This is a genomic window from Rhizobium chutanense (genome assembly GCF_002531935.1).
Taxonomy (GTDB): domain Bacteria; phylum Pseudomonadota; class Alphaproteobacteria; order Rhizobiales; family Rhizobiaceae; genus Rhizobium; species Rhizobium chutanense.
This window is the reverse complement of the sequence record NZ_NWSV01000040.1, coordinates 24,505-36,863: the sequence shown is the minus strand read 5'-3', so window position 1 is coordinate 36,863 and position 12,359 is coordinate 24,505. Positions and strand designations below refer to the sequence as shown.

Genomic DNA, 12,359 nt, shown 5'->3' with positions numbered 1-12,359 from the left:
AGAAAAGCTGCGCTTCGCAATCCGCGAAGGCGGCCGCACCGTCGGCGCCGGTATCGTCGCTTCGATCGTCGAGTAATTCATTCGGCCGCTCCGGTGGGGTGGCCGATTCGATGACATTATTATGATGCAGGCGGCGCAAGCCGCTTGCTTATTACACAGAAATGTAGCAAATGGCGCGCGAGCGCGATTTGCGCACTGCTTTGGATGACAAAGCGGCGAGTAAACAAGCAATAAGGTGGGCTAGAAGGCCCTGAAGACTGGATAGGGTTCCGCTATCGGCGCCCTCTCGATCTTTGAAACCGGTGGTCCGCCTTAGGAAGAAAGAACAACCCGTGTCTTGTCCAAGGATACGTGGAAAACAAACACAAGGATAACGTCGAATGAACGGCCAAAATATCCGCATTCGCCTGAAGGCGTTCGATCACCGGATTCTCGATGCTTCTACGCGCGAGATCGTGTCGACGGCGAAGCGCACCGGTGCAAGCGTCCGGGGCCCCGTTCCGCTTCCGACCCGCATCGAGAAGTTTACGGTCAACCGGTCCCCGCACATCGACAAGAAGAGCCGCGAACAGTTCGAGATGCGCACGCATAAGCGCCTTCTCGACATCGTAGACCCGACCCCGCAGACGGTGGACGCGCTGATGAAGCTCGATCTCGCCGCCGGTGTCGATGTTGAGATCAAGCTCTGAGCTTGCTCGAGCTGAGTTGGAAGGATTGAACCGATGCGTTCAGGTGTGATTGCACAGAAGGTGGGAATGACCCGCGTCTATAACGACGCCGGCGAGCATGTCCCGGTAACGGTATTGCGCATGGAGGCCGTCCAGGTCGTTGCCACGCGTACTGTCGAAAAGAATGGCTATACCGCAGTTCAGCTCGGTGCCGGCCAGGCGAAGGTGAAGAACACGTCGAAGGCGATGCGCGGCAACTTTGCTGTCGCCAACGTCGAGCCGAAGGCGAAGCTTCAGGAATTCCGCGTCTCGGAAGACAATCTTCTGGAGATCGGGACCGAGCTTAAAGCCGGTCACTTTGCAGCCGGTCAACTCGTCGACGTGACGGGCACGACGATCGGTAAGGGTTTTGCCGGCGCCATGAAGCGCCATGGTTTCGGCGGTCTGCGCGCCACGCACGGTGTGTCGGTTTCGCACCGCTCGCACGGTTCGACCGGCTCGCGCCAGGATCCGGGCAAGGTTTTCAAGAACAAGAAGATGGCTGGTCACATGGGCCAGACGCGCGTAACGACTCAGAACCTGGAAGTGGTTTCGACCGATGAAGATCGCGGTCTGATCCTGATCAAGGGTGCAGTACCCGGTTCCAAGGGTGCCTGGATCATCGTGCGCGATGCCGTCAAGTCGGCAGCGAAGTAAGGGAGCCGGACCAATGGAATTCAACGTCAAGACCCTCGAGGGAAAAGACGCAGGGAAGGTTTCTCTTTCTGATGCGATTTTCGGCCTCGAGCCCCGCGAAGACATTCTCGCCCGCGTCATCCGCTGGCAGCTTGCCAAGAAGCAGCAGGGCACCCACAAGGCAAAGGGCCGCGCTGAAGTTTCGCGCACCGGCGCCAAGATGTACAAGCAGAAGGGTACGGGCCGCGCCCGCCACCATTCGGCTCGCGCTCCGCAGTTCCGCGGCGGCGGCAAGGCTCACGGCCCGGTCGTTCGCAGCCATGAGCACGACCTTCCGAAGAAGGTTCGAGCACTCGGCCTTCGCCACGCCCTTTCGGCCAAGATCAAGGCCGATGACGTCATCGTCATCGACAACCTGGTCGCCGCTGAAGCCAAGACCAAGGCTCTCGCGTCCGCTTTCGAGACGCTCGGCCTGACCAACGCCCTCTTCATCGGCGGCGCAGAACTTGACGGCAACTTCAAGCTCGCAGCTCAGAACATCCCGAACATCGATGTTCTGCCGATCCAGGGCATCAACGTTTACGACATCGTGCGCCGCGGCAAGCTCGTGCTTTCCAAGGCTGCGGTTGAAGCGCTAGAGGAGCGATTCAAGTGACCGATCTTCGCCACTACGATGTGATCGTCTCGCCGGCGATCACCGAAAAGTCCACGCTGGTCTCCGAAAACAACCAGGTTGTTTTCAATGTCGCCAAGCAGGCGACGAAGCCGGAAATCAAGGCTGCTGTCGAGGCGCTGTTCGGCGTCAAGGTCACGGCTGTCAACACTCTGCTGCGCAAGGGCAAGACCAAGCGGTTCCGCGGTTTCGTCGGCAAGCAGAAGGACGTGAAGAAGGCTGTTGTGACCCTGGCTGAAGGCCAGACGATCGACGTCTCCACCGGTCTCTGAGGTATAAGAAAATGGCATTGAAAACATTCAATCCGATCACCCCGAGCCAGCGCCAGCTGGTCATCGTCGACCGTTCGGCCCTCTACAAGGGCAAGCCGGTCAAGGCGCTGACGGAAGGCCTGACCAAGAGCGGCGGTCGTAACAACCTCGGCCGCATCACCGCCCGCTTCATCGGCGGCGGTCACAAGCGCACCTATCGTCTGATCGACTTCAAGCGTCGCAAGTTCGACGTCGAAGGCACGGTCGAGCGTATCGAATACGACCCGAACCGCACGGCTTTCATCGCGCTGGTGAGCTATGCTGACGGCGAGAAGGCTTACATCCTCGCTCCTCAGCGTCTCGCTGCCGGTGACAAGGTTATCGCTTCCGAGAAGGCTGTCGACGTCAAGCCCGGCAACACCATGCCGCTGCAGTTCATCCCGGTCGGCTCCATCATCCACAACGTGGAAATGAAGCCGGGCAAGGGTGGTCAGATCGCTCGCTCCGCCGGTGGCTACGCACAGCTCGTCGGCCGCGACCAGGGCATGGCGATCCTTCGCCTGAACTCCGGTGAACAGCGTCTCGTCCATGGCTCCTGCCTTGCTTCGATCGGCGCCGTCTCCAACCCGGATCACGCCAACATCAACGACGGCAAGGCCGGTCGTACCGTTTGGCGCGGCAAGCGTCCGCACAACCGCGGTGTCGTCATGAACCCGGTCGACCATCCGCACGGCGGTGGTGAAGGCCGCACCTCCGGTGGTCGCCATCCGGTGACACCGTGGGGCAAGCCGACCAAGGGCAAGCGCACCCGGTCGAACAAGTCGACCGACAAGATGATCATGCGCTCGCGTCATCAGCGTAAGAAGTAAGAGAGGAAGTCTCCAATGGCTCGTTCAGTATGGAAAGGTCCGTTCGTTGACGGCTATCTTCTCAAGAAGGCTGAGAAGGTTCGTGAAGGCGGACGTGCAGAAGTGATCAAGATCTGGAGCCGTCGCTCCACGATCCTGCCGCAGTTCGTCGGTCTTACCTTCGGCGTCTACAACGGCAGCAAGCATATCCCGGTCAGCGTCAATGAAGACATGGTCGGTCACAAATTCGGTGAATTCTCTCCGACCCGCACCTACTACGGTCACGGCGCGGACAAGAAGGCGAAGAGGAAGTAACAATGGGCAAGGCAAAAGCCGAACGCCGGCTGAAGGACAACGAGGCGCAAGCAGTCGCCCGCACGCTCCGCGTCAGCCCCCAGAAGCTCAACCTGGTTGCTGCGGCCATCCGCGGCAAGAAGGTCGAGCGTGCACTCGCTGAGCTGGAGTTCTCCCGCAAGCGCATCGCAGGCGCCGTCAAGAAGACGCTCGAATCTGCGATCGCCAACGCCGAGAACAACCACGATCTCGACGTCGACGCTCTTGTCGTCGCCGAGGCCTATGTCGGCAAGTCGATCGTCATGAAGCGTTTCCACGCTCGTGGCCGCGGTCGCGCGTCGCGCATCGAAAAGCCCTTCGCGCACCTGACGATCGTCGTCCGTGAAGTGCAGGCAGTAGAGGAGGCCGCATAATGGGTCAGAAAATCAATCCAATCGGTTTCCGTCTTGGCATCAACCGTACCTGGGATAGCCGCTGGTTCGCGGACAATGCCGAGTACGGCCAGCTGCTGCACGAAGACCTGAAGATGCGCAAGTTCGTCATGAGCGAACTGAAGCAGGCCGGGATCTCCAAGGTGGTCATCGAGCGTCCGCACAAGAAGTGCCGCGTCACGATCCACTCGGCACGTCCGGGCCTGATCATCGGCCGTAAGGGCGCAGACATCGACAAGCTCCGCAAGAAGCTGTCGGACATGACCAATTCGGAAACGCACCTCAACATCGTCGAAGTGCGCAAGCCCGAAGTCGACGCAACGCTGGTCGCTCAGTCGATCGCCCAGCAGCTCGAGCGCCGCGTGGCTTTCCGCCGCGCCATGAAGCGCGCCGTTCAGTCCGCGATGCGTCTTGGCGCCGAAGGCATCAAGATCACCTGCGCAGGCCGTCTCGGCGGCGCTGAAATCGCCCGTACGGAATGGTACCGCGAAGGTCGTGTGCCGCTGCACACGCTGCGCGCCGACATCGACTACGGCACGGCCGAAGCAGAAACCGCATTCGGTATCTGCGGCATCAAGGTCTGGATCTTCAAGGGCGAAATCCTTGAGCACGATCCGATGGCTTCCGAACGCCGCGCGCTGGAAGGCGACGCACAGGGCCCGGCAAGCCGCGAACGCGACCGTGGCGATCGTCGCCGCGAACGCGACAACGCGTAATTAGCGCTGGCGAAAGATAAGCTCGGAGAAGTAAGAAAATGTTGCAGCCAAAGCGTACTAAGTACCGCAAGCAGTTCAAGGGCCGCATCAAGGGCGTTGCCAAGGGCGGTTCCGACCTTGCCTTCGGCGAATTCGGCCTGAAGGCCCAGGAGCCGAACCGCGTCAACGCACGCGAGATCGAAGCGGCCCGCCGCGCGATCACGCGTTACATGAAGCGCGCCGGCCGTGTTTGGATCCGCGTGTTCCCGGACGTTCCGGTAACCGCAAAGCCTACCGAAGTCCGTATGGGTAAGGGTAAGGGTTCCGTGGAATACTGGGCATGCAAGGTCAAGCCCGGTCGTATGATGTTCGAGATCGACGGTGTCTCCGAGGAAATCGCGCGCGAAGCGCTTCGCCTCGGCTCGGCCAAGCTCTCGGTCAAGACGCGCTTTGTACAGCGCATCGCAGAGTAAGGAGAAGGCACGATGAAAGCCGAAGAAGTACGCGGCCTCACGGCCGACCAGCTCAAGGACAAGCTTGCCGACCTGAAGAAGGAGCAGTTCAACCTGCGCTTCCAGAAGGCGACCGGCCAGCTCGAAAAGTCCTCGCGCATCAACGAAGTCCGCAAGGACATCGCCCGCGTGAAAACCATTGCCCGCCAGAAGGCGGCAGAAGTTAAGGCCTAAAGGAAGAAAAATATGCCGAAGCGCATCCTGCAGGGCGTCGTCGTTGGCGACAAGAACGAGAAGACGGTAGTGGTTCGCGTCGAGCGTCGTTTCGCTCACCCGCTGCTCCAGAAGACCGTTCGTCGTTCCAAGAAGTACAAGGCCCACGACGAAAACAACCAGTACAAGATTGGCGATACCGTATCCATCGAGGAATGCGCGCCGATCTCCAAGGACAAGCGCTGGACGGTCATTGCCGCCCAGGGCAAGTAAACAGAATTTTGCGCGAGGCCTTGCGTCTCGCCGAAATATCTGTATGAAGCAGCGTCAGAACGCTCGAATGCCGGGCGTTCTTTTGCTTTGAGCGCACGGAAGGTCCCGTTCGGGAAACCACCCTGGCACGATCGATCCCGCGCTATTCAGCTATTGCCGCGTCTGTGTTGCCGTCATGGCAGCTCGGCCGGCGAAAATTTTCATAAGCCGGAGTAGGGGGCTAGCCCAACCATTCCGGTAAACCAAGAAGGCGACCTGATATGATTCAGATGCAAACAAACCTCGACGTCGCGGATAATTCCGGCGCACGTCGTGTCATGTGCATCAAGGTGCTGGGCGGCTCGAAGCGCAAGTATGCCTCGATCGGCGACGTTATCGTCGTTTCGATCAAGGAAGCGATCCCGCGCGGCCGTGTGAAGAAGGGTGACGTGATGAAGGCGGTTGTCGTTCGCACCGCCAAGGATATCCGTCGTCCGGATGGCTCCGTCATCCGCTTCGACACCAACGCAGCAGTCCTCATCGACAACAAGAAAGAGCCGATCGGCACCCGTATCTTCGGACCGGTTCCGCGCGAACTTCGCGCCAAGAACCACATGAAGATCATCTCGCTGGCTCCCGAAGTACTGTAAGGAGCAAAGCGATGCAGAAGATTCGTAAGGGCGACAAGGTCGTCATGCTCGCTGGCAAGGACAAGGGCCGTACCGGCGAAGTTGTCCAGGTCATGCCGAAGGAAGATCGTGCCGTTGTTCGTGGCGTCAACGTCGTCAAGCGCCACCAGCGCCAGACGCAGACCCAGGAAGCCGGCATCATCAACAAGGAAGCCCCGGTTCACCTGTCCAACGTTGCAATCATCGACAAGGACGGCAAGCCGACCCGCGTCGGTTTCAAGGTTGTTGACGGCAAGAAGGTCCGTGTGGCCAAGCGTTCTGGAGAAGTGATCGATGGCTGAGGCAAAATACGAGCCGCGGCTCAAGAAGGAATATGTCGAGCGCATCCGCAAGGCGATGCAGGAGCAGTTCTCCTACGCCAACGAGATGATGATCCCGAAGCTCGACAAGATCGTGATCAACATGGGTGTTGGCGAAGCCACCGCTGACTCGAAGAAGCCGACGGTTGCTGCCGCCGACCTCGCAGCGATCGCCGGCCAGAAGCCGGTCATCACCCGCGCACGCAACTCCATCGCAGGCTTCAAGGTCCGCGAACAGATGCCGATCGGCGCGAAGGTTACCCTGCGCGGCGCCCGCATGTACGAGTTCCTGGACCGTCTCGTGAACATCGCGCTCCCGCGCGTTCGCGACTTCCGCGGCCTGAACCCGAAGAGCTTTGACGGCCGTGGCAACTTCGCCATGGGCATCAAGGAGCACATTGTGTTCCCTGAGATCAACTACGACAAGGTTGATCAGATGTGGGGCATGGACATCATCGTTTGCACGACGGCGACGACCGACGACGAAGCACGGGCTCTTCTGAAAGAGTTCAGCTTCCCGTTCCGTCAATAACCGTAACGACGAGCGTAGAAAAGGAACCTGACATGGCGAAGACAAGCGCAGTTGAAAAGAACAAGCGCCGCCGTACTACGGTCGCAAACCAGGCCGCGAAGCGGGCTGCGTTGAAGGCGATCATCATGAACCAGGCTCTTCCGATCGAAGAGCGGTTCAAGGCCTCGATCAAGCTGGCATCCCTGCCGCGTGATGGATCGAAGACCCGTATTCGCAACCGTTGCGAAGTTTCGGGGCGTCCGCGCGCATATTACCGCAAACTGCGCATGTCGCGTATTGCGCTGCGTGAACTGGGCAATCTCGGCAAGGTGCCGGGCATCGTCAAGTCGAGCTGGTAAGGAGCAGGTTACATGACAATGACTGATCCGTTGGGCGATATGCTCACCCGTATCCGTAACGGCGCTTCCCGCCGCAAGTCGTCGGTCTCGACGCCTGCGTCCAAGCTCCGTGCACGTGTTCTCGATGTCCTGCAGTCCGAAGGCTACATCCGTGGCTATTCCGTTGTCGATTTCGGCAATGGCAAGTCGGAACTCAGCATCGAGCTGAAATATTATGAAGGCGCATCGGTGATCCGTGAGATCGGCCGTGTGTCCAAGCCGGGCCGCCGGGTTTATGTCTCGGTCAAGTCCATTCCGCAGGTCGCGAACGGCCTCGGCATCACCATCCTTTCGACTCCGAAGGGTGTGATGGCCGATCACCAGGCTCGCGAACAGAACGTTGGTGGCGAGGTTCTTTGCTCGGTCTTCTAAGATCGGGCAAGGATCTCCATAGCGAACAGACAGGATTGAAACATGTCTCGTATCGGTAAAAAGCCCGTTCAGGTGCCTGCTGGGATCACGGCTACGGTCGATGGCCAGAAGGTGACTGCAAAGGGCCCGAAGGGCGAGCTGTTTTTCGTTGCAAACGACGAAATCAGCCTCAAGCTCGAAAACAACGCGGTCGTCGTGACGCCCGTCAACCAGACCAAGGATGCACGGTCGAAGTGGGGCATGTCCCGCACGATGATCGAAGGCATCTTCAAGGGCGTCAAGGACGGCTTCGAGCGCAAGCTCGAAATCAACGGCGTCGGTTACCGCGCCTCGCTGCAGGGCAAGAACCTGCAGCTGGCTCTCGGTTTCAGCCATGACGTGATCTACGAACCGCCGGTCGGCATCACGATCGCCGTTCCGAAGCCGACTGAAATTGTTGTCTCCGGCATCAATAAGCAGCAGGTCGGTCAGGTTGCCGCTGAAATCCGCGAATATCGCGGTCCCGAGCCCTACAAGGGCAAGGGCGTCAAGTACGCTGACGAGCGGATCGTCCGCAAAGAAGGCAAGAAGAAGTAAGGATCACGCGAAATGGCTAGCAGGAAAGAAGCACTTGCACGTCGTGCCAACCGCGTGCGCCGTCATCTCAAGTCGGTGGCCAACGGCCGTCCGCGCCTGTCGGTTCATCGCTCCTCGAAGAACATCTACGCCCAGGTCATCGACGATGTGGCCGGCAAGACGCTTGCGTCTGCCTCCACCCTCGATAAGGATCTGCGCGGTTCTCTGAAGACCGGTGCCGATACCGCCGCCGCCGCCGTTGTCGGCAAGCTCGTCGCCGAGCGCGCCTCCAAGGCCGGTGTTACGGAAGTCGTATTCGACCGTGGCGCCTTCATCTATCACGGCCGCATCAAGGCTCTCGCCGATGCAGCCCGCGAAGGCGGTCTCACCTTCTGATCAGTTTCCGGCCGGACGCTTTTGGCGCCGGCCGGATTTTCGCCGGACCGCAGGCACTCTCCGAAAGGGGAGGCTGATGCGGTCCACATTCGTTTGCCGATTGCACCCGGAAAAGAAAAAGGAAGAGGACAATGGCACAGGAAAGAAGGCCGCAGCGGGAAGACCGCCAGGCCCGTGAAGAGCGCGATAGCGAGTTCGTCGACAAGCTGGTCGCGATTAACCGCGTCGCCAAGGTCGTCAAGGGCGGCCGTCGTTTTGGTTTCGCAGCACTCGTCGTCGTCGGCGACCAGAAGGGCCGCGTCGGCTTCGGTCATGGCAAGGCACGCGAAGTGCCGGAAGCCATCCGCAAGGCAACCGAAGCCGCCAAGCGCGAACTGATCTTCGTACCGCTGCGTGACGGCCGTACGCTGCATCACGACGTTCATGGCCGTCACGGCGCCGGCAAGGTTCTGCTGCGCTCGGCCAAGGTCGGTACCGGCATCATCGCCGGCGGTCCGATGCGCGCCGTATTCGAAACACTCGGCATGCATGACGTCGTCGCCAAGTCGACCGGTTCGTCGAACCCCTACAACATGGTTCGCGCCACCTTCGACGCTCTCAAGCACCAGGTTCACCCGAAGGACATCGCAGCTCAGCGCGGCATCAAGTATGCAACGCTGCAGGCTCGTCGTAGCGCCTCCGGCAACGCCTCTGAAGAATAAGAGGAGTTTGACAGATGGCCAAGGCTACCAAGAAGGCTGAAGCGAAGACTGTCACGATCGAACAGATCGGCAGCCCGATTCGCCGTCCGGATGTTCAGCAGCGCACGCTGATCGGTCTCGGACTGAACAAGATGCACCGTCGCCGCACGCTGGAGGATACGCCTTCGGTTCGTGGCATGATCCGTGCTGTCCAGCATCTCGTTCGCGTCGTCGACGAGAAGTGAGACGGAGGAAACGCTCATGAAACTCAATGAAATTAAAGACAACGAAGGCTCGACTCACAGCCGCAAGCGCCTCGGCCGCGGTATCGGCTCGGGCTCGGGCAAGACTGCCGGTCGCGGTGTGAAGGGTCAGAAGTCCCGTTCGGGCGTCGCCATCAACGGCTTCGAAGGCGGCCAGATGCCGATCTATCGTCGCCTGCCGAAGCGCGGCTTCAACAACATTTTCGCTTCCGATTTTGTTGTCGTGTCGCTCGCCCGTATCCAGGCGGCAATCGACGCCGGCAAGCTCGACGCCAAGGCGACCGTTGACGCAGCTGCTCTCAAGGCTGCCGGCGTCATCCGTCGCCCGAAGGATGGCGTTCGCGTTCTCGCCGACGGCGAACTCAAGACCAAGATCACCATCGTCGTTGCAGGCGCTTCCAAGCCTGCCGTCGAGAAGATCGAAAAGGCCGGCGGCACCGTGACGCTGCTTTCGGCTCCGGCAGCCGCCGAATAATAATCTGATGATATATCGCCCGGGGTGCTTCACACCGGGCGATTTTGCTCCCATATGTGGGCCTCACAAAAACTTGGCTGGCGCGCCCGCGTCATGCCGGTCAGACTAAAACGAGGGTGAGGCATGGGGTTGCACTGCAATCCGTTCTGAACCCGGTTTTGAATAATTTTCATACTGATTCCGGGGCCGGCCTATCCCCAGAGACGCCGGAATTGGTAGCGCGGAGAATCGCATGGCTTCTGCAGCGGAACAATTGGCATCCAACCTCAATTTTTCGACCTTTGCCAAAGCCGAGGATTTGAAGAAGCGCTTGTGGTTCACACTGGCAGCTCTCCTCGTCTACAGGCTCGGCACCCATATTCCGCTTCCGGGCCTCAATCCCGAAGCCTATGCCCAGGCTTTCCGCGGCCAGGCAGGCGGCATTCTCGGCCTCTTCAACATGTTTTCGGGCGGCGCTGTCCAGCGCATGGCGATCTTCGCGCTCGGCATCATGCCCTATATCTCTGCTTCGATCATCGTGCAGCTGATGACCTCGGTCGTGCCGGCGCTCGAAAACCTCAAGAAAGAGGGCGAGCAGGGCCGTAAGATCATCAACCAGTATACCCGCTACGGCACGGTCATCCTCGGTGCGCTGCAGGCCTACGGCATTGCTGCCGGCCTTGAGAGCGGCCAGGGCCTCGTCGTCGAGCCGGGCTGGTTCTTCCGTGTTTCCACCGTTCTGACGCTGCTCGGCGGCACGATGTTCCTGATGTGGCTCGGTGAGCAGATCACCTCGCGCGGCATCGGTAACGGCATCTCGCTCATCATCTTCGCCGGCATCGCCGCCGGTCTTCCGACGGCTCTTGCCGGCACGCTGGAACTCGGCCGTACCGGTGCGCTGTCGACCTTCCTCATCCTGCTCGTCATCGTCGTGGCGATCGGCGTCATCGGCGTCATCGTCTTCGTCGAGCGGGCGCAGCGCCGGCTGCTGATCCAGTATCCGAAGCGTCAGGTCGGCAACCGCATGTTCCAGGGCGATACCTCGCATCTGCCGCTGAAGCTCAACACCTCGGGCGTCATCCCGGCGATCTTCGCCTCGTCGCTGCTGCTGCTGCCGGCAACGCTTGCGGGCTTTGCCAGCAGCACGGCAATGCCTGCCTGGGCAACCTCGATCGTCGCGGCGCTGGGCCATGGCCAGCCGCTCTACATGGTGCTGTATGCGGCGCTGATCGCCTTCTTCGCCTTCTTCTATACGGCCATCGTCTTCAATCCGAAGGACACGGCCGACAATCTGAAGAAGCATGGCGGCTTCATTCCCGGCATCCGCCCGGGCGAACGCACCGCCGAATATATCGACTACGTGCTGACCCGAATCACCGTGATCGGCGCGATCTATCTCGTCTTCGTCTGCATCCTTCCGGAGATCTTGGTGTCGCAAACCGGCATCCCATTATCCCTTGGTGGGACTTCGCTTTTGATCGTGGTTAGCGTAACTCTTGATACGGTTGCACAGATCCAGGGTCACCTGATCGCGCAGCAATACGAAGGCCTGATCAAGAAATCGAAGTTGCGTGGAGGAAAGAGGGGGAGATGAGACTTATCCTTTTGGGGCCGCCGGGCGCGGGTAAGGGAACCCAGGCCCAGCGGATCGTGGAAAAGCACGGCATTCCGCAGCTTTCCACCGGGGACATGTTGCGTGCGGCGGTTAACGCCGGCACCGATGTCGGCAAGCGCGCCAAGGCGGTCATGGACGCCGGCAAACTCGTCTCGGATGAGATCGTTATCGCCATCGTTTCCGAGCGAATCGATCAGCCCGATTGCGCCAACGGCTTCATCCTCGACGGCTTCCCCCGGACGCTCGTCCAGGCGGACGCCACCGAAGCGATGCTGAAGGCAAAGGGTCTCGGCCTGTCCGTCGTCATCGAATTCCGTGTCGACGATGAGGAACTGGTCCGTCGTGTTGCGGGTCGCTATTCCTGCGCACAGTGCGGCAGCGTCTATCACGATTCCGATAAGGTTCCGGCTGCCGAAGGCGTGTGCGACAAGTGCGGTTCCACGCACTTCAAGCGCCGTCCGGATGACAACCCGGAGACGATGACGGCTCGGCTGCAGGTCTACTACAAGGAAACGTCGCCGCTGATCGGCTATTACCACGCCAAGGGCAAACTCAGGTCCGTGGACGGCATGGCGGAGATCGATCAGGTGACGGCCGAGGTCGAAAGCATTCTTTCCAAGCTTTAAGGCTTTGAAAATAAACTTGGCGGAACGGTTGCTTTTCAGCAGTGATTCC

At 60.0% G+C, this 12,359-nt stretch carries 24 protein-coding genes; all 24 read left to right on the top strand.

Going from position 1 to position 12,359, the window contains the following annotated elements:
- Window positions 1-76, top strand: a 76-nt coding sequence (locus tag CO666_RS33895; protein ID WP_130520932.1) for an EF-Tu C-terminal domain-related protein, incomplete at its 5' end; no start/stop codon positions are given.
- A 304-nt stretch (window positions 77-380) separates the two neighbouring features.
- A complete protein-coding gene (gene rpsJ, locus CO666_RS31215) occupies window positions 381-689 on the top strand; it encodes a 30S ribosomal protein S10 (RefSeq protein WP_003547547.1) in 309 nt (102 codons plus the stop codon).
- Window positions 690-722: 33 nt separating this feature from the next.
- The gene (rplC, locus tag CO666_RS31210; RefSeq protein ID WP_003573801.1) at window positions 723-1,364 is read left to right on the top strand and encodes a 50S ribosomal protein L3; all 642 of its coding nucleotides are present in this window, start codon (window positions 723-725) and stop codon (window positions 1,362-1,364) included.
- A gap of 13 nt (window positions 1,365-1,377) precedes the next feature.
- Window positions 1,378-1,998: a 50S ribosomal protein L4 gene (gene rplD, locus CO666_RS31205; RefSeq protein ID WP_085736914.1), complete on the top strand. Its 621-nt coding sequence runs from the start codon at window positions 1,378-1,380 to the stop codon at window positions 1,996-1,998.
- On the top strand, window positions 1,995-2,288 hold the full coding sequence (locus CO666_RS31200) for a 50S ribosomal protein L23 (RefSeq protein WP_003547550.1): 294 nt from the start codon (window positions 1,995-1,997) through the stop codon (window positions 2,286-2,288). The genes rplD and CO666_RS31200 overlap by 4 nt, the downstream gene beginning before the upstream one ends.
- Window positions 2,289-2,299: 11 nt before the next feature.
- Window positions 2,300-3,136, top strand: coding sequence for a 50S ribosomal protein L2 (rplB, locus tag CO666_RS31195; RefSeq protein WP_010067087.1), 837 nt, complete (start codon window positions 2,300-2,302; stop codon window positions 3,134-3,136).
- 15 nt (window positions 3,137-3,151) lie between these two features.
- A complete protein-coding gene (gene rpsS / locus CO666_RS31190; protein ID WP_003573797.1) occupies window positions 3,152-3,430 on the top strand; it encodes a 30S ribosomal protein S19 in 279 nt (92 codons plus the stop codon).
- Between the two features lie 2 nt (window positions 3,431-3,432).
- Window positions 3,433-3,822: a 50S ribosomal protein L22 gene (gene rplV / locus CO666_RS31185; protein ID WP_003573794.1), complete on the top strand. Its 390-nt coding sequence runs from the start codon at window positions 3,433-3,435 to the stop codon at window positions 3,820-3,822.
- Complete coding sequence (rpsC, locus tag CO666_RS31180) at window positions 3,822-4,556, top strand: 30S ribosomal protein S3 (protein ID WP_003573793.1); 735 nt, start codon at window positions 3,822-3,824, stop codon at window positions 4,554-4,556. Before rplV ends, rpsC begins: the two co-directional genes overlap by 1 nt.
- A gap of 38 nt (window positions 4,557-4,594) precedes the next feature.
- Window positions 4,595-5,008 carry a 50S ribosomal protein L16 gene (rplP, locus tag CO666_RS31175; protein ID WP_003573792.1) on the top strand — a complete coding sequence of 138 codons (414 nt, stop codon included), beginning with the start codon at window positions 4,595-4,597 and terminating at the stop codon, window positions 5,006-5,008.
- Between the two features lie 12 nt (window positions 5,009-5,020).
- Window positions 5,021-5,221: a 50S ribosomal protein L29 gene (gene rpmC / locus CO666_RS31170; protein WP_085736915.1), complete on the top strand. Its 201-nt coding sequence runs from the start codon at window positions 5,021-5,023 to the stop codon at window positions 5,219-5,221.
- A gap of 12 nt (window positions 5,222-5,233) precedes the next feature.
- On the top strand, window positions 5,234-5,473 hold the full coding sequence (rpsQ, locus tag CO666_RS31165) for a 30S ribosomal protein S17 (RefSeq protein WP_004674926.1): 240 nt from the start codon (window positions 5,234-5,236) through the stop codon (window positions 5,471-5,473).
- Window positions 5,474-5,733: 260 nt separating this feature from the next.
- Window positions 5,734-6,102 carry a 50S ribosomal protein L14 gene (gene rplN / locus CO666_RS31160; RefSeq protein ID WP_003573790.1) on the top strand — a complete coding sequence of 123 codons (369 nt, stop codon included), beginning with the start codon at window positions 5,734-5,736 and terminating at the stop codon, window positions 6,100-6,102.
- Between the two features lie 11 nt (window positions 6,103-6,113).
- The gene (rplX, locus tag CO666_RS31155) at window positions 6,114-6,422 is read left to right on the top strand and encodes a 50S ribosomal protein L24 (protein ID WP_003547559.1); all 309 of its coding nucleotides are present in this window, start codon (window positions 6,114-6,116) and stop codon (window positions 6,420-6,422) included.
- Complete coding sequence (rplE, locus tag CO666_RS31150) at window positions 6,415-6,972, top strand: 50S ribosomal protein L5 (RefSeq protein WP_003573788.1); 558 nt, start codon at window positions 6,415-6,417, stop codon at window positions 6,970-6,972. Before rplX ends, rplE begins: the two co-directional genes overlap by 8 nt.
- 32 nt (window positions 6,973-7,004) lie before the next feature.
- Window positions 7,005-7,310, top strand: coding sequence for a 30S ribosomal protein S14 (rpsN, locus tag CO666_RS31145; protein ID WP_003573787.1), 306 nt, complete (start codon window positions 7,005-7,007; stop codon window positions 7,308-7,310).
- 12 nt (window positions 7,311-7,322) lie between these two features.
- Complete coding sequence (rpsH, locus tag CO666_RS31140) at window positions 7,323-7,721, top strand: 30S ribosomal protein S8 (protein WP_003547562.1); 399 nt, start codon at window positions 7,323-7,325, stop codon at window positions 7,719-7,721.
- Window positions 7,722-7,763: 42 nt separating this feature from the next.
- Window positions 7,764-8,297, top strand: a complete 534-nt coding sequence (gene rplF, locus CO666_RS31135) for a 50S ribosomal protein L6 (protein ID WP_003578670.1) — start codon at window positions 7,764-7,766, stop codon at window positions 8,295-8,297.
- Window positions 8,298-8,309: 12 nt separating this feature from the next.
- Window positions 8,310-8,672 carry a 50S ribosomal protein L18 gene (rplR, locus tag CO666_RS31130; RefSeq protein WP_097615811.1) on the top strand — a complete coding sequence of 121 codons (363 nt, stop codon included), beginning with the start codon at window positions 8,310-8,312 and terminating at the stop codon, window positions 8,670-8,672.
- 131 nt (window positions 8,673-8,803) lie between these two features.
- The gene (rpsE, locus tag CO666_RS31125; protein ID WP_085736917.1) at window positions 8,804-9,373 is read left to right on the top strand and encodes a 30S ribosomal protein S5; all 570 of its coding nucleotides are present in this window, start codon (window positions 8,804-8,806) and stop codon (window positions 9,371-9,373) included.
- A gap of 14 nt (window positions 9,374-9,387) precedes the next feature.
- Entirely contained in the window at window positions 9,388-9,597 is a 210-nt protein-coding gene (gene rpmD, locus CO666_RS31120; RefSeq protein ID WP_003547566.1) for a 50S ribosomal protein L30, read from the top strand.
- A gap of 16 nt (window positions 9,598-9,613) precedes the next feature.
- Window positions 9,614-10,090: a 50S ribosomal protein L15 gene (rplO, locus tag CO666_RS31115; RefSeq protein WP_097615810.1), complete on the top strand. Its 477-nt coding sequence runs from the start codon at window positions 9,614-9,616 to the stop codon at window positions 10,088-10,090.
- A 232-nt stretch (window positions 10,091-10,322) separates the two neighbouring features.
- On the top strand, window positions 10,323-11,663 hold the full coding sequence (gene secY, locus CO666_RS31110) for a preprotein translocase subunit SecY (protein ID WP_097615809.1): 1,341 nt from the start codon (window positions 10,323-10,325) through the stop codon (window positions 11,661-11,663).
- The gene (locus CO666_RS31105) at window positions 11,660-12,310 is read left to right on the top strand and encodes an adenylate kinase (protein WP_097615808.1); all 651 of its coding nucleotides are present in this window, start codon (window positions 11,660-11,662) and stop codon (window positions 12,308-12,310) included. The genes secY and CO666_RS31105 overlap by 4 nt, the downstream gene beginning before the upstream one ends.
- Window positions 12,311-12,359: the final 49 nt, after the last annotated feature.